Below are 21,178 nucleotides of genomic sequence, written 5' to 3'. Positions count from 1 at the left end.
GCCCGTGATGACCGACCACCCGCGCCCCTCCGCCTGGCCGCCCCTCTTGATCGCGATCGCGCTGGAGGTCACGGCGACGCTCTCGTTGCGCGCGGCCGAGGGGTTCACGCATCCGCTGTGGTTGATCGTCGTCGCGGTCGGCTACACGGGCTCGCTGTGGCTGCTGTCGGTCGTGCTCGACCGCGGCATGGCCGTCGGCGTGGCCTACGGGATCTGGTCGGCGGTCGGCGTCGTGCTCACGGCGGTGTTCGGCACCATGCTGTTCGGCGAGGTCCTCGGCCCCGTGCAGCTGATCGGCGTCGGCGTCATCGTGGTCGGCGTGCTGCTGGTCGAGCTCGGGTCGCATGCGCGCGAGTCGACGGAGGCCGCGTCATGATCTGGCTGCTGCTGGCCCTCGCGATCGGCAGCGAGGTCACCGCGACCCTGAGCCTGCGCGCGTCCGAAGGACTCCGGCGCAAACGCTGGATCCCCGTGATCGTCGTCGGATACCTCGCGGCCTTCACGCTGCTCGGCACGATTCTCGCGCTGGGGATGCCGGTGGGTGTCGCCTACGGCATCTGGGCAGCCGCGGGCGTCGCGCTGACTGCGGTCCTGGGCCGCGTGATCTTCAAGGACCACTTCTCCCTCATGATGGCGATCGGCGTCGCGCTCATCGCGGCCGGCGTGGCGATGATCGAGTTCGGCGGCGCGCACTAGTCGCGCACGTCGAACCGATGCGCAGGATCGGGTCTCGGCCCGCGCTCCTCACCAGACGCCGTCGGCGCGCACCTCCCGATCGACCCGGCATGCGGCGAGCGCATCGCGCACCTCGGCTCCGTGATCGCGGGCGAGGGCGAGAGCCGCGTGGTTCTGCTCCAGCTGCGAGAGTCGAGAGGCGCCGAACAGCACGTTCGCCGTCGCGGGGTTGGTGAGGCAGAAGGCGATGCCGAGCGCGGCCGGTGTCACCCCGAACTCCCCGCGATGCGCGCGACAGTGGGGAACACCGCGGCGATCTGCTCGCGGATGCCCCCACGTCGGCGCCGATCTTGCGCTCGGGCACCCGCCCGGTGGCGAGGATGCCGCCCTCGAACACGTCCGACGCCTGGAGCGTGAGCGTCCCGTCGGCGAACAACGGACCGTAGGCGTCGCCCTCGGCCATCGATCGACGGGCGATGCCGTACTTCAGCTGCGCGAACACCGGCCCGGCGACGCGCTGCGCCTCTGCTTCGGCGATGGCCTGCCGCGTGTGCTCGATCCGCCAGTTGTTGATGCCCCAGGAGTCGACGAGCCCTCGGCGATCAGGTCGTTCACCTCCGTGACGAGTCGCGGCATGTCGGGGGCGTCGAGATAGTCCCCCACGACGAGCGTGTCGAAGCGGTCGAGCCCTGCGCGCTGCAGCGACTCGACGAGTTGCGCGCGGAACCCCTGGTTCGGCCAGTCCCACAGCCAGAGCTTGCCGCACAGCACGATGTCGGCCCGGTCGACACCGCTCGCCCGCAGCGCCTGGCCGAAGAGGATGTCGGTCTTCGAGTTCTCGGCATGCGGACCCATGTTGTAGTAAGCCACGTCGAAGAACCCGGCGTCGAGGTCGACCGCTCGACGGATCAGGGCGACGGCCTCGTCCGGCCCCATCCGGTCCCAGGTGTTCCACGACCCGAGGGCGAGCGGCGGCACAGGACTCCCACCGGCGCGGAGGGACTTCCGGGGATATGTCGATTCGGGCATGAAGGCTCCTTCGCCATCTCTTCGCACGGGGTTGTGTTTTTCTATGTTTGTAGAATATAACGGAGACACTCCGTCAGACCAGCCGTCAGTGAGGACGAACATGACCGCATCTCCCCGCCGCATCCTCGTCACCGGAGGCGCATCCGGACTCGGCCGCGGAATCGCCGCCGCCTTCCGCGAGAGCGGCGACGTCGTCTTCATCGGCGACGTGGATGCGGATGCCGCCGCCAGGGTCGCCGCCGAGATCGGCGCGACGGCCCTCGCCCTCGACATCGCCGACGAGTCGTCGGTCCTCGCCGCTGCGGAGCTGCTCGCAGCAGACGGCGGCATCGACGTGCTCGTCAACAACGCGGGCGTCGTCGCGGGCGGCGGCACGCTGCAGGAGGTCCCGGTCGACGTGTTCGACACGGCCCTCCATGTGAACGTGCGCGGCACCTTCCTGATGCTGCGCACGTTCGGCGCCCTGTTCGCCGAGGCGGGGCGCGGCGCGATCGTGAACATCTCGTCGATCGGCGCCAGACAGCCCACCCCGGGCTCGGCCACTACGAGGCCACGAAAGCCGCTGTCGATGCTCTGACCCGCACGGCCGCGATCGAGCTCGCGCCCTCCGGTGTACGAGTCAACGCCGTCGCCCCCGGCCCCGTGCTCACCCCGCTGACCGCCGACTTCGCATCGAACCCGCTGCGCGCGCGGCCTGGGAGTCGCGCATCCCGCTCGGCACGATCGCCGCCGTCGAGCAGGTCGCTCCCCTCGTCGTCTTCCTCGCGAGCGACGCCGCCAGCCACATCACCGGAGTCTCCGTCGCCGTCGACGGCGGACAGCTCCTGGTCTGAACACCGCCGTCTGGAGAACCATGTCCGTCCCCACCACCGACCTGCCGCGCATCGCCGACCTGCCGCGCACGACTCGCGCCGCCGTGCTCACCGCGCACGGCGAGCCCCTCACCCTGCAGGACCTCCCGCTCCCTTCCGAGATCGAACCGGGCGCGGCCCTCGTGCGCATCGCCTGCACCACGCTGTGCGGCACCGACATCGAGATCTGGGAGGGGCGGATGACGTTCCCCGGCATGCTCCCGATGGTGCTCGGTCACGAGATGGTCGGCGAGATCGTCGCCACCGGGCCGGACACCAGAGACGCCCTCGGTCGCCCGCTCGCGCCCGGCGACCGCATCGGCTGGTCCGAGTCGACGTGCGGCGAGTGTCACGGGTGCGTGGTGCTGCGCGAACCCGTCGCGTGCACACGCCGCGGGTACGGCTTCCTGCAACGCGCCGACGTGCCCCCGTTCGCCACCGCCGGCCTCTCGGAGTACGCCTACGTCACCCCGGGAGCGGCCAAGCTGCTGCTCCCGGCATCCGTGAAGGACACCTGGGCCTCGATGGCGGGCTGCGCGGCCAAGACGGTGCTGCGGGCGTTCGAACGCGCCGGACGCCTCCGGACCGGGTCGAGCGTGGTCGTGCAGGGTGCCGGCGCCCTCGGGATCTTCGCCACCGCCGTCGCGAAGATCTCCGGCGCCGGCCAGGTGATCACGGTCGGCGCACCCGCATCCCGCCTCGCACTCGCCGGACGTTTCGGCGCCGACGCCGTCGTCGACTTCCGCGACGGACCGGTGGTCGACCAGGTCATGGCGCTCACCGGCGGTCGCGGCGCCGACCACGTGTTCGACTTCGCCGGCGCCCCGGGTGTCGGTCCTGACGCGATCGATGGCGGCACAGCGCGGGACCATCGCGATCGTGGGCTCCACGGGCCCCGCCGGCGACGGCTTCCCCCTCAGCACCATCATGGGGAAGGAGCTCACCGTGGTCGGCTCGCTCAACGGCGACATCTCGGACTACTCCCGCGCGATCGACTTCTTCACCGCCTTCGCCGACCGCTTCCCGTGGGACGAGCTCTTCAGCACCCCGGTCGGCCTCGCCGACGCCTCGACGAAGATCGCCCACATGCACCACCTCGATGAGGTCAAGGCCGTCATCGACCCGAGACGGTGAGGACGACCATGACCGCTCCCCTCCTGCCCCGCCGCGAGATCGGCCGCAGCGGCATCGACGCCGGGCTGTTCTCACTCGGCTCCTGGCACACCTACGACCGGATGGACTTCGCCGACGCGGTCGCCATGCTGCGCGAGGCCACCGACCGCGGCGTGAACCTCTTCGACGTCGGTGTCTACTCCGCGCCGGGCGCCCCTCCCGTGTTCACCGACGTGATCTTCTCGGCCATGGTGCGCGCGGCAGGCCTCCGCCGCGACGAGTGGTTGCTGTCGTCGAAGCTGTGGCTCGAGGCCTTCGGCGACGACGGGTTCCGCCCGCAGCTCGAGAACGCCCTGATGCGCGTCGGCGTCGAGCACGCCGACCTCGTGATCCTGGGCGACCTGCGCCGCGACGACCTCGACCTGCGCGAGCTCGTCCTCGACCTCGCCCGGCTCCAGGACGCCGGCCTGATCCGCGCCTGGGGTGTGAACAACTGGTCGGCGTCGAGCATCCAGACCCTGATCGACATCGCCGCGGCCGAGGGCGTCGCGGGGCCGCAGATCGCGCAGCTGAAGTACAGCGTCGCGCGGCGCTCGATCCCCGACGGCGAGCCCTTCGCACGACTGTGGGACCAGGGGCTGACCCTGCAGGCCTCCGACTGCCTCGAGGGCGGCGTGCTGGCTGGGAAGGTGAACAGCGACCGGCAGATCGGCCGCGACCCCGGCGACATCCGGGAGCGGATCATCGCCGACGTGCCGGCTTTCGCGGAGGTCGCGTCGTCGCTGGGCGTGTCCCCGGCGCAGCTCGGCATCGCGTTCACGCTCACCCACCCCGCGCTCACCACGACGCTGTTCGGCGCCTCGAGCATCGAGCAGCTGCGCGCCAACCTCGACGCCCTCGCCCTGGTCGACCGCCTCGGGGTCGAGGAACTGCGCCGCCTCGTCGAGCCGTTCTGGGCCGACCGCGGGGTCGTCGACCCCGAAGGCCCCTGACCCCCGTCGCCCGCCACGCCCGCAAGGAGAACCATGACCGCCATCGCCGCCGGACACCCGACCGTCGCCCCCGTGCCCTTCGACCCCGAGGTGCAGGCCGTGCTCGATGAGCTCGCCGCGAACCCGCAGCCGCCGCTCACCCGCGAGACCCTGCCGCGGGAGGGCGCGGACCGGATGTTCCCCGACAACGACACGGTCATCGCGGGCCGCGCCATCGATGGGGAGGACCGTGTCATCCCCGGTCCCGCCGGAGCGCCCGACATCGAGATCACGGTGTTCCGCCCCACAGGATCGAGCGGCCGGACGCTTCCCGCGTTCGTGAACATCCACGGCGGCGGCATGATCGTCGGCCACCGCTCGTGGGAGACCGGCCGTGTCGTCGACATCGTGGCCGAACACGGGGTCGTCGCGGTGAACGTGGAGTACCGCCTCGCCCCGGAGGATCCCTATCCCGCGGGCGTCGAGGACTGCTACGCGGCCTTCGTCTGGGTGCACGCACACGCCGCGGAGCTCGGCATCGACCCCGAGCGCATCGTCGTCGGGGGCGGCAGCGCCGGAGGAGGGCCTCACCGCCGCGGTCGCACTCCTCGCCCGCGATCGGCAGGGCCCCGTCATGGCCGGACAACTGCTTGCTGTGCCCCATGATCGACAACACCAACACCACGGTCGCGAGTCGTCAGTACGACGGCATCGGCACGTGGCAGCGCGAGCTGAACCTGCTGGCCTGGTCGTGCGTGCTCGGCGACGACCTCGCGTTCAGCGACGAGGCCCCGGCCTACGCCGCACCGAGTCGCGCAGCCGACCTCTCCGGACTCCCTCCGGCGTACATCGAGGTCGGCGAGGCCGAGGCCTTCCGCGATGAGGACACCGAATACGCCCTGCGCATCTGGGCGACCGGCGGACAGGCCGAGCTGCATGTCTGGGGCGGCGGCGCACACGGCTTCGACATGTACATGCCCGAAGCCGAGATCTCCCGCGCCGCTCTGGCCGCTCGTGCCTCGTGGCTGCGGCGGATCTGGCGGGCGGCCCGATGACCGTGCCGCTGCCCGTCCCGTACGACCCCGAGCTGGTCGCCGGACTCGACGCCTTCGTGCGGATGGTCGAGATCATCCCGCTGCGCGCCGACACGATCCTCGCGAACCGCACCCACTTCGCCACGATCATCCCGCCCATGGCCGTGCAGGCGGAGGGGCGGGCGATCACGTGGGAGGACCGTGTGATCCCTGGTCCGGCAGGCGCGCCCGACATCGAGATCACGATCGTGCGGCCGATGCGCCCGGCTTCCGCGCCGGCACCCGCCGTGCTGTCGATCCACGGCGGCGGCATGGTCCTGGGAACACGGTTCTTCGGCACGGCGGAACTCATCGACCTCGCCGAGCGTCACGGGGTGGTCGGAGTCGCGGTCGAATACCGCCTCGCGCCCGAGCACCCGGGCCCGGCGCAGGCCGAGGACTGCTATGCCGCCCTGGAGTGGATGGCCGCCCACGCCGACGACCTCGGCATCGACCCCGACCGCATCATCGCCTCGGGGATGAGCGCGGGCGGAGGTCTCTCCGCGGCGGTCGCCCTTCTGTCGCGCGACCGGAATGGGCCGCGCCTGGCCGGCCAGCTGCTCGGGTGCCCGATGCTCGACGACCGCAACGACACCCCTCCAGCCGGCAGTACGACGGGTTCGGCGCGTGGGACCGCAACAACAACGACACCGCGTGGGACGCCATCGCCGGCGACGACCGGTTCAGCGACCGGGTGTCTCCCTCCACGGCTCCCGCCCGTGCCGAGGATCTGTCTGGGCTCGCCCCGGCGTTCATCGAGGTGGGCGCCGCCGAGACGTTCCGCGACGAGGCGGTCGAGTACGCCCTGCGCATCTGGGCGACCGGCGGACAGGCCGAGCTGCACGTGTGGGCGGGCGGATACCACGGGTTCGCGGGATTCTCGCCGGAGGCCGAGGTGTCGCGGGCCGCCGTCGCCGCGCGCGAGAGCTGGCTGCGGCGCACCCTGCGCCTGGACGGATGACTCTCCCGGGGTCGGCGGAACAGGGCCGTCCGCGCATGAGCACGCTGCGGGCCATGCTGGTGCTCGGGATGCTGGAGGCCTTCGGACCCCTGTCCATGGACCTCTACCTGCCGCAGCTGCCGCAGCTCGCCGCGTCTCTCGGCACCACCGAGGCTCTGGCTCAGGTCACGATGTCGGCGTGCATGATCGGGCTGGGGCTCGGGCAGCTCGTCGCGGGGCCGCTCAGCGACCGGCTCGGTCGACGCCTGCCGCTGCTGGTCGGTGTCGTGGCGTTCACCGTGCTCTCCGTCGTGTGCGCGGTCGCGCCGAACATCGAGCTGCTGCTGGTCGCGCGCTTCCTGCAGGGACTCGCGGGCTCGGCGGGCATCGTGATCTGCCTCGCCATCGCCAGGGACCAGTTCGAGGGCGTCGAGCTGTCGCGCATGCTGTCACTGTTGTTCCTCGTCTCCGGCACGGCGCCGATCATCGCGCCCGTCGTCGGAGGTCAGCTCGCCCGCATCATGGACTGGCGCGGCATCTTCGGGGTGCTCGGCGCGGTCGGGGTCGTCCTCCTCCTCGTCGTGGTGTTCGCCCTGCCGGAGACCCTCCCTCCGGCGGCACGACACGGCGGAGGGCTCCGCACACGGGGCGCACGCCGGCGCGGTCGTCCGCGATCGGCTCTTCGTGGCGGTGCTGTGCGCCGCGGCGGGCGGCGGCGTCGCGTTCTTCACCTATCTGTCGATGTCGTCGTTCGTGCTGCAGGAGCAGTTCGGTCTCACCCCGCAGGCCTTCAGCATCGCGTTCGCGGCCGGAGCGCTGGCGAGCATCGTCGGCAGCCAGACCAGCCGACTCGTGGTGCGGCGCTGGGAACGCTGCGCGTGTATCTCGGCGGGATCACGGCCACGCTGCTCGCCACGACGGTGTTCCTCGTGCTCGCGTTGACGGGCACCGGGGTGCAAGGGGTGATCGCGGCTCTCGTCGGCTTCATGCTGTGCTCGGGTCTCGGCGGCCCCAACGGTCAGACACTGGCGCTCGCGCACCACGGCAGTCGCGCCGGCACCGCCTCGGCGCTGCTCGGCATGGCGACGTTCCTGTTCGGCCCCGTGCTCGCCCCTCTCGCCGCGGGCCTCGGCGGCACGAACGCGGTGACGATGGCCGTCACGATGACGGTGGCCTCGGCGGTCGCCGCCGTCGCGGCATGGGCGTTCGTGCGCCGCGCTGCGGCGTCTCAGTAGCGCGCCGAGAACGCCCCGTCCGACTGGAGCAGCTGGCCGGAGATCCACCGGCCTTCGGTCGAGACGAGGAACTCCACGACCGCGGCCACGTCGGCGGGGCGACCCAGACGACCCAGGGGTGTCATCGCCGCGAGCGACTCCCGCGTGTCGGCGTCCATCCATCCGGTGTCGATCGGTCCGGGGTTGAGCACGTTCGCCGAGATCCCGCGCGGACCGAGCTCTCGCGCGGCGGAGATCACGAGCCGGTCGAGCGCCCCTTCGACGCCCCGTAGGGGAGGTTGCCCGTGACGTGGTCGCTCGTGAGGGCGAGGATCACTCCCCGTCGTCGTCCACCTGGCGGGCGAACGCCGCGATCAGCAGCAGGCTCGCGCGCGCGTTCACGGCGACGTGCCGGTCGAAGCTCTCGGCCGTCGTGTCGAGGATGCCGGACTCGACGTCGTGGGCATGGCTGAGGATGAGCGCGGTGATCGGTCCGTGCACGGCGTTCACCTCCGCGACGAGCGCCTCTGGCCCCTCGGGGGTCGCGAGGTCGGCGGGGTGGTCGGCGTCGTGGATGTCGCTGGTGACGACCGTCCAGCCGGCGGCCCGGAGTCGAGGGACGATGCCGGCGGCGATGCTGTTCGCGCGGGCGGCGCCGGTGATCAGGGCGAGGGGCATCCGGCCACGCTAGCGGACGAGAGGTGCAGCGCGTGGGTCAGAACCCGAGGCACATGACAGCGACCCCCGCGGCCATGGCCCACGACTCGGTCGTGAGCAGTCGTGCCGTGCGGCCGTGGTGCACGGGGGTGATGACCCACTCGCCGACCACGGTCCACAGCACCACGCCGACGACGCCGATCAGCACGAGCACCGACAGCACACCGGACATGCCGTGCCCGCCGTGGCCTGCGCTCACGACCGCCGTCGCCGGCGACACCGCGACCGCAGCCGATGCGCCCTCGAAGGCGCAGATCGCCATCACCAGCGAGACCAGGGCGCGGTGGCAGCACGTGGCGGCAGCCGCGGTTCCGCGGACTCCCATCGTGCCGACCATGGCGGAGAGCAGCAGCACGACGCCGAGCACGAGTCCGATCAGCGGTTCGCCGTCCGTCGCGGCGAGGATCAGCATCGCCGCCGCCATCACGAGCGCGGTCTGCCGCCCCTGCCAGGGCACTGCGCGCCACGCGGCGAGGCAGGCGACCGCCGAGACGGTCGCCGCGGCGGCCATCAGCCACGGTGCTGCGGGAAGGAGGTGCTCCACTCGGGCAGTATATTGATCACTCGCTCAATATCGCTAGACCCGGTCTCGATGCGACAAGATGGGCACGTGCCCCGCATCGTCGATCACGATGAGCGCCGCCGGCAGATCGCCGAGGCGCTGCTCGCCGTCGCCGCGCGCGACGGACACGAGAGCGTCTCCTCGCGCGCGGTCGCCGCGGAGCTCGGCGTCGCGACCGGGTCGCTATGGCACTACTTCGACGGCTTCGACGAGGTCGCGCGCCGCGGCCGCCGAGGTCACCCGCCGCACCGACGCCCGCATCTCGGACGCGACGGCCGGACTGCGCGGGCTGGCGCGGCTGCAGGCCCTGATGCGCGAGGTGCTCCCGATCGACGAGCACACCCGCACCGAGGCGCACGTGGTCGTCGGCTTCTGGGGGCGCCTTGCCGCACTCGCGCCCACCCCGGACGCCGGGGCGCCGACGCTCGCGACCTGGCAGCACAGCATCCGCCTCGCCCTGGACGAGGCCGTCGACGACGGCGAGCTGCGCCAGGACACCCCCACCGAGTCCGTGATGGCGCTGCTGCGCTCGATCACCTACGGGCAGCAGATCGTCGAGGTCACCGAGCCGCAGCCCGCCGCGGCCCATCTCGCCGTGCTCGACGGCATCCTCTCCCCTGGCTCGCCTGAGCCGCGCCCGCACCCACGCACCCCGCCCCCGATCGATGGTTGTGGTCGTCGGGCGCGCCGTCGTATCATCGTGCCAACCCGTTTATTGAGCAGTCGCTCGAAAATAGTGAGGTCGACGATGTCCCACCACGCCCCGCAGCCCGTGTCGATCGAGAAGATCGCCGCCCCGCACCCGCACGACCCCTTGACCGGCGCCGAGATCGCCGCGGCGAGGGCGGTGCTCGAGACGGCCGGCCTCATGACCGAGACCACGCGCGTGCCCATGCTGCTCCCCGACGAGCCGACCAAGGAGGAGCTCGCGGCCTGGCGGCCGGGGTCCCCATCGACCGCCGCGTCGACATCACCCTGCTCGACGTCGCGACGGGCGTCGCGACCGAGGCCGTCGTGTCGATCACGCGCGGCGAGGTCCTGCGCACCGAGCGCGTGCCGAACGACGCCCCGCCGTACGGTCAGCCGCAGTACCTGTTCGAGGAGTACGAGCGCGCCGAGATCATCGCCAAGGCTTCTCCCGAATGGCAGGCGGCCATGCGACGCCGCGGGTTGGAGGAGCACATGGCGCTCGCGTTCTGCGGCCCTCTCGCGCCGGGATACACCGGTCGCGCCGATGAGGTGGGTCGCCGCGTCATCCGCTCGCTGACCTTCCTCAAGTACGACGAGCAGGACTCCCCCTGGGCGCATCCGGTCGAGGGTCTCATCGTGCACATCGACCTCACGTCGAACAGCGTGATCCGCGTCGAGGACCACGGCGACGTCCCGGTCCCCGCCGGTCACGGCAACTACTACCCCGAGACGCAGGGCGCCGCCCGCACGTCGCTCAAGCCCATCGAGATCACGCAGCCCGAGGGCACGAGCTTCACGGTGTCCGGCTCCCTGGTGGAGTGGGAGGGCTGGTCGATGCGCGTCGACTTCAACGCGCGCGAAGGCCTCGTGCTCCACGATGTGAGCTTCCAGGGCCGCTCGGTGCTCAGCAGAGCCAGCGTGCCCGAGATGGTCGTGCCGTACGGCGACACGGCCCCCGGCCGCTTCTGGATCAGCTACTTCGACGCCGGAGAGTACCTGCTCGGCAAGAACGCGAACCACCTCGAGCTCGGCTGCGACTGCCTCGGCGTGATCCGCTACCTCGACGGATACGTCGCCGACGATCACGGCCACCCGGTGCGCATCCCCAACGTGGTCTGCATGCACGAGGAGGACTACGGCATCCTCTGGAAGCACACCGACCTCGCCGGACGCGCCGACGTGCGCCGCTCGCGCCGCTTCGTGGTGTCGTACTTCTCGACGATCGGCAACTACGACTACGGGTTCTACTGGAACTTCTCGCTCGACGGCTCGATCGAGGTCACCGCGAAGGCCACCGGCATCGTCTTCGCGGCGGCGGGCGAACCGGGCGTGCGGCAGAAGCACGCGACCGAACTCGCCCCCGGGGTCTTCGCACCCGTGCACCAGCATCTGTTCTGCGCTCGCCTCGATGTCGCGATCGACGGTGAGGACAACAGGCTCCTCGAGATCGACGCGCAGCGCGTTCCCATGGGCCCGGAGAATCCGTTCGGGAACGCGTTCACGTGGTCCGAGACGCCGCTGCGTACCGAGCACGAAGCACAGCGCGAGGCGGACTCCTCGGTCGCCCGCGTGTGGGAGGTGCAGAGCGCGTCGCGCACCAATCGCGTCGGGCGCCCCACCGCCTACCATCTGATCCCGGAGCCGACCGCCCTGCTGATGGCCGACCCGCAGTCGTCGGTCGCCGCGCGCGCCGCCTTCGCCACGAAGCACCTGTGGGCCACACGTCACGAACCGGGGCAGGTCTGGCCCGCCGGCCGCTATCCCAACGCGCATCAGGGCGGCGCTGGACTGCCGGAGTACACGGCGGGCGACCGGTCGATCGACGGCGAGGACATCGTGCTGTGGCACACGTTCGGGCTGACGCACTTCCCGCGGCCGGAGGACTGGCCCATCATGCCCGTCGACTACGCGGGATTCTGGTTCAAGCCGAACGGGTTCCTCGACCAGAACCCGGCGATGGACGTGCCGGAGTCGTCCCAGGCTCACGGCGCCGCCACGGAGGGATGCTGCGGCGGAGGCGCCTGCACCTGCGGACACTGAGCCGGGTCGGCCCGGCGGCGGATCAGGCGAGCGCGGAGATCGCGTCGCGCAGGATGCCGTCGGCGCCGTCGAGCGCGGATGCCGCGGTCTGCGGCGAGGCATCGGTCGCCAGCATCAGCAACGCGAGCTTGACCGAGCCCTCCGCGCCCTTCAGCGCCGCGGAGGCTTCGTCGATCCCCACGCCGGCGAGCTGCGACACGGTGCGGATCGACCGGGCGTGCAGCTTCTCGTTCGTGGCGAGCAGGTCGACCATGACGCCGCGATAGGTCTTGCCGAGCTTGATCATCGACAGCGTCGTGAGCATGTTCACGACGAGCTTCTGAGCGGTCCCGGACTTCAGGCGCGTCGATCCGGAGATGAACTCGGGTCCGGTGACGACCTCGATCGCGATCTCGGCGACCGCCCCGATCTCGGAGGAGGCGTTCGACGCGATCGCGACGGTGAGGGCTCCGACGGCTCTGGCGTGGTTCAACCCGCCGACGACGTAGGGGTGCGCCCCGACGCGGAGATGCCGACCACCGTGTCCAGGGCCGACAGCTCGAGGTCCCGCAGCGAGACGCCCGCCGCCTCCGCATCGTCTTCGGCGTTCTCGACCGCCGCGCGGATGGCGGTCTCGCCACCGGCGATCAGGCCCACCACCATCGAGGGGTCGGTCCCGAACGTGGGCGGGCATTCGCTCGCGTCGAGCACGCCGATGCGCCCCGCCGTGCCGGCGCCGATGTAGATGAGCCTCCCGCCGCGGCGGAACCGCTCGGTGATGCCGTCGACGGCAGCGGCGATCTCGGGGATGCGCTCCGCGACGGCTTCGGGCACCCGGCGATCCTCGGCGTTCATCCTGCGCACGAGCTCATCGGTGCCGAGCAGGTCCAGGTCGCCGCGTTCCGTCGTCGACGCCTCCGTATCGAGGTTCTCGAGCACGGAGAGGAGGGCGGCGAGTCGGGAGTCGTCATTCGGCACGGTGCACGAACCTTTCGTGAGGGAGATCGAGGCGTCGCGCGAGCAGCAGCGCGCCGTCGAGGGCGTCGCCCGACGCCGGCACGACGCGGCGGCCGGCGGCGCTCAGGGAGGAGTGGAGAACGCCGCGGAACCAGACGTGGTCTGCGAGCCCTCCATGGACCACCACATCGGCGGTCAGGGTCGAGGCGGCGACGGCTGTCGCCGTGAGCAGGCGGACGCCCTCGGCGACGATCGCGTCCGCGATCGGGTCTCCGGCTTCCGCGGCGTCGAGGACGAGCGGGGCGAGCGTCGCGAGTCGCCGAGGGAGGGGCCGCTCTGCGCGAGCCAGGCCTGCACGTCGGACGCCGTGCCCACGGGGGCGGCGAGCGCGTCGGCGAGGGCGGTGCGGGGCGCGAGACCGTCATCGGCGCGCAGCAGTGCGCGCAGCGCCTCACGACCGAGCCACGACCCGCTGCCGAAATCGCCGAGTTCCGGGCCCCAGCCGTCGACGAGCCGGGCTCCGTCGTCGTCGATGCCGAGCGCCGCGGCCCCAGTGCCGGCGATGAGCAGCACTCCGGAACCGCCGTGCAGAGCGCCGGCGTGCGCGGTGACGACATCGGAGGCCACGGCGATACGAGCCCCGGTGGCCGCGGCCAGACGACGCGCCAGATCCTGCGCGGCATCCGGTGCGAGCCAGGCGCCGGCGGCGCCGACCCCGATGAGGTCGAGACCCTTCGCATCGTCGAGCAGCGACACGATGGCGTCCACCGCAGCGGCGACACCGCCTGCCGCAGCAAGGCCCGGCGCTCCCCCGCCGGAGCGCTCGATGCGCGTAGCGTCGTGGATGACGACACGGCACCGCGACTTGCCGAGATCGACGGATGCGGTCGACTGCGCGCTCATCGGCTCTCCTCAGGGACTCGGTCAAGATGCAACGAAAAGAGACTACATGCGAAGTAGACTCACTGAAAAGAATTTACCATTCTTGTCACGACCGCCGTCACGACATACTGAGAATCCCCTATCCCCGGAGGACCGATTGAGCATCCAATCGACGATCGAAGCCGCCGCATCGACCCTGCCGCCGTCGCTCGCGCGCATCGCCGCCGTGGTGCGCGAGAACCCCTCGATCGTGATCGACAAGACGATCAACGAGCTCGCAGAGGAATGCCACACCTCGGTCGCCTCCGTCGTGCGGTTCTGCCGGGCGATCGGGTTCAGCGGCTACGCCCCGCTGCGCATGGCACTGGCGACCGAGCTCGGCAAAGAGGCCGCACAGTTCTCCGCCCGCGGGGCCTACGGGTCGGAGATCTCCGACGAGGACTCGCTCCAGGAAGCGGTGTCGAAGCTCGCCGCGCTGGAGCTGCTCGCGATCGAGGAGACCGTCGCCCGACTCGACTTCGACGTGCTCGAAGCGGCCATCGACGCGATCGACGGCGCCGACCGGATCCTCCTCTACGGCATCGGCGCGAGCCAGTTCGTCGCCGAGGACCTGGCCCACAAGCTCCTGCGCGTCGGCCGCAACGCCCACGTGCTCTCCGACTCGCACGAAGCGGTCGCAGCGAGCGTGCTGCAGTCCGCGCCGACCGTCGCGATCGGCTTCTCGCATGCGGGTTCGACGATCGAGACGGTGCGCTTCCTCGAGACCGCGCGGGCCAACGGCTCCGCCACCGTCGCCGTGACCTCGGCGAAGGACTCCCCTCGCCCGCGTCGCCGACCACGCCCTGTTCACCGAAGTGCGCGAATCGGCGTTCCGCGCCGGCGCCATGGTCAGCCGCATCGCACAGCTCGCCCTCGTGGACTGCCTGTTCATCGGCGTCGCGAAGCGGCGGTTCGCCGAGACGGTCGACGCCCTGCAGCGCACCCGCCAGGCGACCAACGCGCTCCGGGACTGAGGCGGGCGCGCCCCGCTCACGCGTCGGCGTGCGCCCCGATCGACCCGGCTGTGCGCAGGAACACGATGATCCAGCTGAAGATGAGCACGGCAGCGATGAGCTCGACGGCCGTGAGGTTGTAGTACCCGACGGCGAAGAACGCCGCGAGCAGGATGATCACCAGCACGTACGCCCAGCCGAGGCCGACGAACACACGCGGGATGCTCCGCAGGAACCACGGCAGACCGATCACGATCACCGCGAACACGACGCACATGCCGGTCGCCACCGTGTTGTGCACGAGGAAGAACTCGTCGACCGGGAAGAGCCCGACGCACGCGAGGAGGATCCCGAGCAGGATCAGCCCGCCGCGCACCACGAATCGTCCTCGGCGGTCGAGGGGGTCCTCCGCAGGCAGTCCCGCCGTCGCGTACCGCGAGATCGTGGTCACCATGATTCCGGCGATGATCAGCGTCGTGTTGAACGCGACCGAGGCGCTGTTGCTGCTCATGCCGAGGGCGGAGAGGTTGTCACGCCACCAGTGCACGTCGCTCGAGGCGAGCATGCTGGCGAAGGCGCCGACCACCAGGAACACCGCCAGCACCAGTGACAGCACCATGGGGGTGAGGGCGACGGCGCTCAGGAACGACACGTAGCCGGTCAAGGCGAACGCCACAGCGACCAGCACCGCACCGGGGAAAGGGAACACCGGCGCATCCGTGAAGCTGCGCTCCAGCAGCTCCGCGACACCGAGCCACCCCAGGAACGCGATGGCCGCGTGCGCGAAGGCGATGGCCGCGAGGTCGTACCAGCGCAGTCGATCGCCGGGGACGCTGAACCCGTCGCGAGCGGCACCGGGATCCCCCTTCTCGGGCCGCACGGCCAGGCGTCCGAACGTGAACGCGATCACGGCGGCGACGGCCCCGCCGTATGCCGCGAAGAGGCCGATCGACCCGGCGCCGCTGATCGCCAGCTCGCGCCCCCAGAACACCGGCAGCGCGATCAGGAAACCCGCGAGGAGGAAGCCGCTGCCCACGATCAGGGCCGTCGCCTCGAACACGGCGGCATCGGTCGCCGGTCCGCGCACCTGCCTCAGCACCTGCCGCACCCGACCGGCGAGCGTCTTGAGCGATCCATCCGTCACGGTCCACATCATAGAAGTCGTCCCGTCGACCGGATGCCGGTGATACCATCGCGGAACGGATCGTATACAACGTCGTCGTTCCACCATCCCGAGGTGATCAGTCATGAACGGTGCACCCGCCGCCGAATCGGTGTCCACTCTTGTCGCGCGCAACATCAGCGACTTCCGCGCCGCCGTCTCCGAGTCCTTCGTCCCGTTGCAGGTGACGACCGCCGGCCCCGATCACTTCCGCGGCGTGATCCGCGGCGCCTCGGTCGACGAGGTGCACGTGAACGATCTGCGCGCCACCTCGCACGTCGTCGAGCGCACCCCGGAGCTGATCGCGCGCTCCGACCGCTCCTACTTCAAGGTCAGCCTGATGCTCGCCGGTACCGGCCTGTTGATCCAGGACGACCGCGAAGCCGTGCTGCAGGCGGGCGACCTCGCCGTGTACGACACCGATCGCCCCTACTCCCTCGTGTTCGACCAGGACTTCCGCACCATGGTCGTGATGTTCCCCAAGCACCTCATCAGCCTTCCCGCCGACATGGTCGGACAGCTGACCGCCGTGCGCATCTCCGGTCATGAGGGCCTCGGCAGCATGGTGGTGCCGTATCTGACGCAGCTCGCGGGCAATCTCGACCAGCTCGCCGGAACCACCGGAGCGCGACTCGCACACAGCGCCCTCGACCTCGTCACGACGGTCTTCACCCGTGAGCTCGGCCTCGACGAGGTGTCGGCCGACCCGCATCGGGCTCTGGTGCAGCGCATCCGCTCGTACATCGACCGCAACCTCGCCTCGACGGACCTCGGCCCCGCCACGATCGCCGCAGCTCACTACATCTCGACCCGCCACCTGCACGGGCTGTTCCAGGAGCAGGGCGTCACGGTCTCGACCTGGATCCGCACCCGACGCCTGGAGCAGTGCCGCCGCGACCTGCTCGACCCCATGCTCGCCGACCGTCCGGTCGCCGCGATCGCGGCCCGCTGGGGTTCGTCGACGCCGCGCACTTCAGCCGCGCGTTCAAGTCGACCTTCGGCGTCTCCCCAGCGAGTACCGCGCAGGGCACTGACGTCGCCGCACACGTCACGCCGGCCGTCGACCCTGCCCGGGAGGGCACGCCGGTTGACTCTCGGCGCGCGATGGCCGCCGCGGCCTTGAGCGGATGACGGGCCCGGACCGAGCATGAGGCAAGCGCACCGCGACGACGCGGTGCCCGGAGCATCGATGCTCCGCCGCGTGCGACGTCAGGACCCCCATGACCGACATCTCCACCGACCCGGCACTCGACCAGTGGCGCACGTACGACGAGTTCGCCGCCGGCATCGACACGTTCCGTCTGCCGAACAGCGCGCTCACCGGAACGGCCCTCACGCTCGCGCTGGACGACGGCACATCGCTGGCCCTGCGCTTCTCCGACGACACGGTCGCCTGGGACGGACTCGGCGCCTCCGGCACCGACCCGTATGACGCGGTGCGGGTGCGCGACGACGTCGTCTTCGTCAACATCCCGATGCACAGCCGCCCTCGCGAAGCCGTCACGGTGGTGTTCTCCACGACGACGAACCGTGCCACGGTGGTCCGCTCGCGCATCGCCGCAGAGGCCGTGGAAGGCACTCCGCAGGTCGGGCAGGACTTCTGGGCGGCGACGACCGACGCCGGCCCTGCGACGGGCGAGGTCCCCGGACCGAGCCGCGACCTCATCGGCAAGCGCAACGTCTACCGGTACAGCCCGCACCACCTGTACGAGCACGTGTACATCTCGAGCCGGCGCTACGCGTGGCAGTGCCTGGAGGGCGTGCAGCGCGGTCACGGCGACATGGACCTGTCGACCGTGTGGAAGTTCGCCGACGGCCTGTACCTTTTCTGCTTCCGTGAGTTCCGCATCGCGGTCGCCAGCGTGTGGCTGCACGACCTGGGCTACCCGCTGATGACGACGGGGATCTTCCTCGGGCTCAACGGGGACGGCGAGGCGGAGCACTCCCGCGGCGGCGGCCACATCTATCCCCTGGGCTCGGTCGCCTACCCCGACGCCCAACCCGTCTGACCTCCGCTCCGCACGGCCCCGAAGGAGAACCGCATGAGCAACGCAGACCTGATCCGCGAGCACTACGCCGCCAACGATCGCGGCGACCTCGACGGCATGCTGGCGCCGTTCGCCGCCGACATCCGCTGGACCGAGGCGGCGGGGTTCCCCTACGCGGGGACGTACATCGGCCCAGACGCCGTCGCCGAGAACGTGTTCGGTCGCATCCAGGAGGAATGGGACGACTACACCGTCGCGATCGACGAGGTCGTCGACGGCGGCGACGTGATCGTGGGGATCGGCACCTACTCCGGCACCTACACGCAGACCGGACGCTTCTTCGCCGCCCGCGTCGCCCACGTGTGGCGGGTCGCAAACGGCGAGGTCGTCGCGTTCGAGCAGTTCACCGACACCGAGCTCGTCAACCGCGCCCTGCGGCCCTGAACGCGGCCTGCAGCCGCACACGCACAGCACCACCGCACCACGGCACCACCCAGGTACGACCCGAAAACGAGAGGCAGGAATCACATGAACAAGCGAGTATCCGGCACTGCGGCGCTCATCGCCGTGGCAGCCCTCGCCCTGGCCGGCTGCGCCGGTGGAGACGGCGGATCCGGCGGAGGCGAAGGCGCCCCGATCGTGGTCGGCTCCGTCAACACCATCAGCGGCCCCGCGACGTTCCCCGAGGCGTCGCAGGCCGCCGCCGCGGTGTTCGACGCCTTCAACGAAGACGGCGGACTCGACGGACGCACGATCGACTACAAGATGCTCGACGACAAGGGCGACCCGGCAACGGCCACCGCGTCGGCCAGGGAGCTCGTGGGCAGCGACGGTGCGGTCGCGCTCGTCGGCTCCGCGAGCCTCATCGAGTGCGAGATCAACGCCAAGTACTACGAGCAGGAGGGGATCCTCTCCCTGCCGGGCATCGGAGTGGACACCGGGTGCTTCGCCAGCGACAACATCTCGCCGGCGAACGTCGGGCCGTTCAACGACATGACCCTCACGCTGCAGTACGGCTCCGAGGTGCTGGGCCTCGACGACATCTGCATCCTCCTGGAGATCGCCGGCTCCACCCGGCCGACCTATCAGGCTGCGATCGACAAGTGGACCGAGAACACCGGCAAGGAGCCGAAGTACGTCGACGACACCGTCCCGTACGGCGCCTCCGACTACACGCCGTACATCGTCAAGGCCCGCGACCAGGGCTGCAAGGCACTGGCGATCAACCCGGTCGAGCCCGATGCGATCGGACAGGTGAAGGCCGCGAACGCCCAGGGCTGGGACGACGTGACCTGGCTGTACCTGACGAGCGTCTACAGCGAGAACTTCGCCGACGCGATCGACAACGCGGGCGCCGGCATCTACGTGCCCGCCGAGTTCTACCCGTTCACGGACGACGATGAGATCAACGCCGACTGGCGCGAGCTGATGGAAGCCAACGACATCCCGCTCACCTCGTTCAGCCAGGGCGGCTATCTCGCCGCGAAGTACTTCATCGAGGTGCTCGAGGGCATCGACGGCGACATCACCCGCGAGTCGGTCTCCGAGGCGTTGAAGAGCATGGACCCGATCGAGAACCCGATGGTGGGGACGCCCTACGCGTTCGGCACGCAGAACACCGCCGGCTGGCCGATCATCCTCGAATCCGGCACGAACGCCTGGGAGAAGGTCGCCGACGACTGGCTCCGCATCGGCGAATGACCCCCTGACCGCCTGCCGCCGGGCGCATTACCGGCGGCAGGCCCCTCCCCTCGGAACCGAAAGGACGCCTCATGCTGCAAGGCGCCATCGCCGGCCTCGCCGCCGGCGGTCTCTACGCCGTTCTCGGAGTCTGCCTGACTCTGATGTCCCGGCTCGTCAGGGTGGTGAACTTCGCACAGGCCGCGACCGGGATGTTCGGCGCGTTCACCGCCGTGTGGTTCGTCCGCGAGCTCGGCCTGCCGATCTGGCTCGGATCCGTGCTCGGCGTGCTGGTGGCAGGGCTCCTCGCCGCGGCGATCGGCTTCATCGCCGCGACTTGGCTCTCCGAGGCGTCCACCACCACCCGGTCCGCGATGACCGTCGGGCCGCTGTTGCTGCTCATCTCGATGTCGTTCATCCTGTTCGGCAACAAACCGCAGCCCTTCACGCCGATCATCGCGGGCCCCGCCTTCTCGATCGGCGGCGTCGTGATCAGCCAGGTCACCGTCGCGACGGTCGCCATGGCGATCGTCACCGCGATCGCCGTGCGGATCGTGCTGCGACGCACCAGGGTCGGCACACAGCTGCGGGCGCTCGGAGCGCCCGACCACCGCCGAGCTCCTCGGCATCCGCTCGCGCCCGCTCTCGATCGCGGTCTGGTTCGTCACGGGGGTGATCAGCGCGATCGCGATCATCATCGTGGCGCCGTCGCAGTCGAACGACGCGACGAGCCTGTCGATGCTGATCGTGCCCGCCGCCGCGGCCGCGCTGCTCGGCGGCTTCCGCCGGCTCGACCTCGCCGTCGTCGGCGGGATCGTGCTGGGCGTGCTCGGCGGTCTCGTCGCGCAGATCGACGAGGTGGCGCTCGTGCGCAACTTCCTCCCGTTCCTGTTCATCGTCGTCCTGCTGCTCTGGACGCAGCGCAAGGAGGTGTGGGATGCCGCTCGCTGACCGTCCCTGGTTCCGGATCACCTGGCCGTTCGCGGTGGCCGTCGTCGGCATCGGCGTCGGCGCGATCCTCAGTGCCGCCCTTCCGGGGTACTTCGTGTTCCTCGCGATCAGCGCGGTCACCGCGGCGATCGCGATCCTCGGGCTGGGCATCGTCACCGGTTCCGCCGGGATGATCGCGCTGTGCCAACTCACCTTCGCCGCCGTCGGCGCGTGGATCGTCTCGCTGCTGAACGTCATGCAGGCCCCGGGCGGGTTCCTCGTGTGGCTCGTCCTCGGCGGGGTCGCCGCCGGCCTGGTCGGCATCCTCGTCGGACTCCCCGCGCTGCGTCTGCGCGGCGTGAACCTCGCCGTCGTCACGCTGGGGTTCGCGGCGGCCGCCGATGTGACCCTCGTGCAGATCCAGTTCCCCGGCTCGGCCGACGGCACCGCGATCGAGCGACCGGAGATGTTCTCGAACGACCGGCAGTTCTTCTTCCTCTCCATCGTCGTCCTCGCGGTCTGCGCGCTCGGGGTGTTCTTCCTGCAGCGCGGCCGCTGGGGCTCGAGCTGGAAAGCCGTGGCATTCTCCGAGCGCGGAACGGCCGCGGCGGGGCAGAGCGTGCAGACGGCCAAGCTCACCGCCTTCGCGGTGTCTGCGGCGCTCGGAGGCATCTCGGGCGGCCTGCTCGCGGGCCAGGTGCAGCTGCCGTTCGCGTCGAGCTTCACACCCGCT

At 70.7% G+C, this 21,178-nt stretch carries 20 protein-coding genes and 6 pseudogenes; 19 read left to right on the top strand and 7 right to left on the bottom strand.

Annotated elements, in window-relative coordinates; genetic code table 11:
- Positions 1 to 7: 7 nt before the first annotated feature.
- Together G4G29_RS06475 and G4G29_RS06470 are read left to right on the top strand one after the other, a co-directional pair.
- Complete coding sequence (locus tag G4G29_RS06475; protein ID WP_183152217.1) at positions 8 to 376, top strand: multidrug efflux SMR transporter; 369 nt, start codon at positions 8 to 10, stop codon at positions 374 to 376.
- Complete coding sequence (locus G4G29_RS06470) at positions 373 to 696, top strand: SMR family transporter (RefSeq protein ID WP_183152216.1); 324 nt, start codon at positions 373 to 375, stop codon at positions 694 to 696. Before G4G29_RS06475 ends, G4G29_RS06470 begins: the two co-directional genes overlap by 4 nt.
- A 48-nt stretch (positions 697 to 744) precedes the next feature.
- Here the strand turns inward: G4G29_RS06470 and G4G29_RS21535 are convergent, their stop codons facing one another.
- Both G4G29_RS21535 and G4G29_RS21530 read right to left on the bottom strand, forming a co-directional pair.
- Complete coding sequence (locus G4G29_RS21535; RefSeq protein WP_244632466.1) at positions 745 to 945, bottom strand: hypothetical protein; 201 nt, start codon at positions 943 to 945, stop codon at positions 745 to 747.
- A gap of 216 nt (positions 946 to 1,161) precedes the next feature.
- Positions 1,162 to 1,704, bottom strand: a complete 543-nt coding sequence (locus tag G4G29_RS21530) for an aldo/keto reductase (RefSeq protein WP_244632465.1) — start codon at positions 1,702 to 1,704, stop codon at positions 1,162 to 1,164.
- Positions 1,705 to 1,804: 100 nt separating this feature from the next.
- Here G4G29_RS21530 and G4G29_RS06460 point away from each other — a divergent pair, with 100 nt between their 5' ends.
- The 8 genes and pseudogenes from G4G29_RS06460 (at position 1,805) to G4G29_RS06435 (ending at position 7,887) form a co-directional block, all read left to right on the top strand.
- Positions 1,805 to 2,281, top strand: a complete 477-nt coding sequence (locus G4G29_RS06460) for an SDR family oxidoreductase (protein ID WP_244632464.1) — start codon at positions 1,805 to 1,807, stop codon at positions 2,279 to 2,281.
- A gap of 94 nt (positions 2,282 to 2,375) precedes the next feature.
- Positions 2,376 to 2,537 carry an SDR family oxidoreductase gene (locus G4G29_RS21520; protein ID WP_345941199.1) on the top strand — a complete coding sequence of 54 codons (162 nt, stop codon included), beginning with the start codon at positions 2,376 to 2,378 and terminating at the stop codon, positions 2,535 to 2,537.
- A gap of 20 nt (positions 2,538 to 2,557) precedes the next feature.
- The gene (locus G4G29_RS06455; protein WP_244632463.1) at positions 2,558 to 3,658 is read left to right on the top strand and encodes an alcohol dehydrogenase catalytic domain-containing protein; all 1,101 of its coding nucleotides are present in this window, start codon (positions 2,558 to 2,560) and stop codon (positions 3,656 to 3,658) included.
- A gap of 39 nt (positions 3,659 to 3,697) precedes the next feature.
- Positions 3,698 to 4,660, top strand: coding sequence for an aldo/keto reductase (locus tag G4G29_RS06450; protein ID WP_183152215.1), 963 nt, complete (start codon positions 3,698 to 3,700; stop codon positions 4,658 to 4,660).
- Positions 4,661 to 4,693: 33 nt separating this feature from the next.
- Positions 4,694 to 5,305 (top strand): alpha/beta hydrolase, encoded by a 612-nt coding sequence (locus G4G29_RS21515; RefSeq protein ID WP_244632462.1) that lies wholly within the window; start codon positions 4,694 to 4,696, stop codon positions 5,303 to 5,305.
- Positions 5,302 to 5,694, top strand: a complete 393-nt coding sequence (locus G4G29_RS21510) for an alpha/beta hydrolase fold domain-containing protein (protein WP_244632461.1) — start codon at positions 5,302 to 5,304, stop codon at positions 5,692 to 5,694. Before G4G29_RS21515 ends, G4G29_RS21510 begins: the two co-directional genes overlap by 4 nt.
- Positions 5,691 to 6,673 (top strand): annotated as a pseudogene (locus G4G29_RS06440) (alpha/beta hydrolase). Before G4G29_RS21510 ends, G4G29_RS06440 begins: the two are co-directional and overlap by 4 nt.
- A 35-nt stretch (positions 6,674 to 6,708) precedes the next feature.
- Positions 6,709 to 7,887, top strand: a complete 1,179-nt coding sequence (locus G4G29_RS06435; RefSeq protein WP_244632460.1) for an MFS transporter — start codon at positions 6,709 to 6,711, stop codon at positions 7,885 to 7,887.
- On the opposite strand, the pseudogene G4G29_RS06430 reads toward G4G29_RS06435, so the two are convergent.
- Together G4G29_RS06430 and G4G29_RS06425 are read right to left on the bottom strand one after the other, a co-directional pair.
- Positions 7,881 to 8,544 (bottom strand): annotated as a pseudogene (locus tag G4G29_RS06430) (SDR family oxidoreductase). The gene G4G29_RS06435 and the pseudogene G4G29_RS06430 overlap by 7 nt on opposite strands.
- A gap of 37 nt (positions 8,545 to 8,581) precedes the next feature.
- On the bottom strand, positions 8,582 to 9,127 hold the full coding sequence (locus G4G29_RS06425; protein ID WP_183152214.1) for a hypothetical protein: 546 nt from the start codon (positions 9,125 to 9,127) through the stop codon (positions 8,582 to 8,584).
- A 687-nt stretch (positions 9,128 to 9,814) separates the two neighbouring features.
- On the opposite strand from G4G29_RS06425, the gene G4G29_RS06415 reads away from it, so the two are divergent.
- Positions 9,815 to 11,875 carry a primary-amine oxidase gene (locus G4G29_RS06415; RefSeq protein WP_244632459.1) on the top strand — a complete coding sequence of 687 codons (2,061 nt, stop codon included), beginning with the start codon at positions 9,815 to 9,817 and terminating at the stop codon, positions 11,873 to 11,875.
- Positions 11,876 to 11,897: 22 nt separating this feature from the next.
- On the opposite strand, the pseudogene murQ reads toward G4G29_RS06415, so the two are convergent.
- Together murQ and G4G29_RS06405 are read right to left on the bottom strand one after the other, a co-directional pair.
- Positions 11,898 to 12,793 (bottom strand): annotated as a pseudogene (gene murQ, locus G4G29_RS06410) (N-acetylmuramic acid 6-phosphate etherase).
- A 213-nt stretch (positions 12,794 to 13,006) separates the two neighbouring features.
- On the bottom strand, positions 13,007 to 13,714 hold the full coding sequence (locus G4G29_RS06405) for a BadF/BadG/BcrA/BcrD ATPase family protein (RefSeq protein ID WP_183152213.1): 708 nt from the start codon (positions 13,712 to 13,714) through the stop codon (positions 13,007 to 13,009).
- A 136-nt stretch (positions 13,715 to 13,850) separates the two neighbouring features.
- On the opposite strand from G4G29_RS06405, the gene G4G29_RS06400 reads away from it, so the two are divergent.
- Positions 13,851 to 14,828 carry a MurR/RpiR family transcriptional regulator gene (locus G4G29_RS06400; RefSeq protein WP_244632458.1) on the top strand — a complete coding sequence of 326 codons (978 nt, stop codon included), beginning with the start codon at positions 13,851 to 13,853 and terminating at the stop codon, positions 14,826 to 14,828.
- Here the strand turns inward: G4G29_RS06400 and G4G29_RS06395 are convergent.
- Positions 14,723 to 15,829, bottom strand: coding sequence for a DUF998 domain-containing protein (locus tag G4G29_RS06395; RefSeq protein ID WP_244632457.1), 1,107 nt, complete (start codon positions 15,827 to 15,829; stop codon positions 14,723 to 14,725). The two genes, G4G29_RS06400 and G4G29_RS06395, sit on opposite strands and share 106 nt — an antisense overlap.
- A 103-nt stretch (positions 15,830 to 15,932) precedes the next feature.
- On the opposite strand from G4G29_RS06395, the pseudogene G4G29_RS06390 reads away from it, so the two are divergent.
- The 7 genes and pseudogenes from G4G29_RS06390 to G4G29_RS21505 form a co-directional block, all read left to right on the top strand.
- Positions 15,933 to 16,861: pseudogene (locus G4G29_RS06390) on the top strand (helix-turn-helix domain-containing protein); the annotation flags it as partial.
- 206 nt (positions 16,862 to 17,067) lie between these two features.
- Positions 17,068 to 17,856 (top strand): MoaF C-terminal domain-containing protein, encoded by a 789-nt coding sequence (locus G4G29_RS06385; RefSeq protein ID WP_183152211.1) that lies wholly within the window; start codon positions 17,068 to 17,070, stop codon positions 17,854 to 17,856.
- 33 nt (positions 17,857 to 17,889) lie between these two features.
- Positions 17,890 to 18,279, top strand: a complete 390-nt coding sequence (locus G4G29_RS06380) for a nuclear transport factor 2 family protein (RefSeq protein WP_183152210.1) — start codon at positions 17,890 to 17,892, stop codon at positions 18,277 to 18,279.
- A gap of 84 nt (positions 18,280 to 18,363) precedes the next feature.
- Entirely contained in the window at positions 18,364 to 19,536 is a 1,173-nt protein-coding gene (locus G4G29_RS06375) for an ABC transporter substrate-binding protein (protein ID WP_183152209.1), read from the top strand.
- A 71-nt stretch (positions 19,537 to 19,607) separates the two neighbouring features.
- Positions 19,608 to 20,054 (top strand): annotated as a pseudogene (locus G4G29_RS23355) (branched-chain amino acid ABC transporter permease); the annotation flags it as partial.
- Between the two features lie 88 nt (positions 20,055 to 20,142).
- Entirely contained in the window at positions 20,143 to 20,466 is a 324-nt protein-coding gene (locus G4G29_RS23350; protein ID WP_345941198.1) for a hypothetical protein, read from the top strand.
- Positions 20,453 to 21,175, top strand: a pseudogene (locus G4G29_RS21505) (branched-chain amino acid ABC transporter permease); the annotation flags it as partial. The gene G4G29_RS23350 and the pseudogene G4G29_RS21505, both read left to right, overlap by 14 nt.
- Positions 21,176 to 21,178: the final 3 nt, after the last annotated feature.

The sequence above is a fragment of the Microbacterium sp. Se63.02b genome, from assembly GCF_014171575.1.
Classification (GTDB): domain Bacteria; phylum Actinomycetota; class Actinomycetes; order Actinomycetales; family Microbacteriaceae; genus Microbacterium.
This window is presented reverse-complemented; position numbering and strand designations above follow the sequence as displayed.

Excerpts from the sequence above, each read along its gene's own strand:
- G4G29_RS21510 (WP_244632461.1), top strand. The coding sequence starts at position 5,302 with ATGATCGACAACACCAACACCACGGTCGCGAGTCGTCAGTACGACGGC.
- G4G29_RS21530 (WP_244632465.1), bottom strand. The coding sequence starts at position 1,704 with ATGCCCGAATCGACATATCCCCGGAAGTCCCTCCGCGCCGGTGGGAGT.
- G4G29_RS06470 (WP_183152216.1), top strand. The coding sequence starts at position 373 with ATGATCTGGCTGCTGCTGGCCCTCGCGATCGGCAGCGAGGTCACCGCG.
- G4G29_RS06375 (WP_183152209.1), top strand. The coding sequence starts at position 18,364 with ATGAACAAGCGAGTATCCGGCACTGCGGCGCTCATCGCCGTGGCAGCC.
- G4G29_RS06460 (WP_244632464.1), top strand. The coding sequence starts at position 1,805 with ATGACCGCATCTCCCCGCCGCATCCTCGTCACCGGAGGCGCATCCGGA.
- G4G29_RS06405 (WP_183152213.1), bottom strand. The coding sequence starts at position 13,714 with ATGAGCGCGCAGTCGACCGCATCCGTCGATCTCGGCAAGTCGCGGTGC.
- G4G29_RS21515 (WP_244632462.1), top strand. The coding sequence starts at position 4,694 with ATGACCGCCATCGCCGCCGGACACCCGACCGTCGCCCCCGTGCCCTTC.
- G4G29_RS06455 (WP_244632463.1), top strand. The coding sequence starts at position 2,558 with ATGTCCGTCCCCACCACCGACCTGCCGCGCATCGCCGACCTGCCGCGC.
- G4G29_RS06385 (WP_183152211.1), top strand. The coding sequence starts at position 17,068 with ATGACCGACATCTCCACCGACCCGGCACTCGACCAGTGGCGCACGTAC.
- G4G29_RS06475 (WP_183152217.1), top strand. The coding sequence starts at position 8 with ATGACCGACCACCCGCGCCCCTCCGCCTGGCCGCCCCTCTTGATCGCG.
- G4G29_RS06435 (WP_244632460.1), top strand. The coding sequence starts at position 6,709 with ATGAGCACGCTGCGGGCCATGCTGGTGCTCGGGATGCTGGAGGCCTTC.
- G4G29_RS06380 (WP_183152210.1), top strand. The coding sequence starts at position 17,890 with ATGAGCAACGCAGACCTGATCCGCGAGCACTACGCCGCCAACGATCGC.
- G4G29_RS06450 (WP_183152215.1), top strand. The coding sequence starts at position 3,698 with ATGACCGCTCCCCTCCTGCCCCGCCGCGAGATCGGCCGCAGCGGCATC.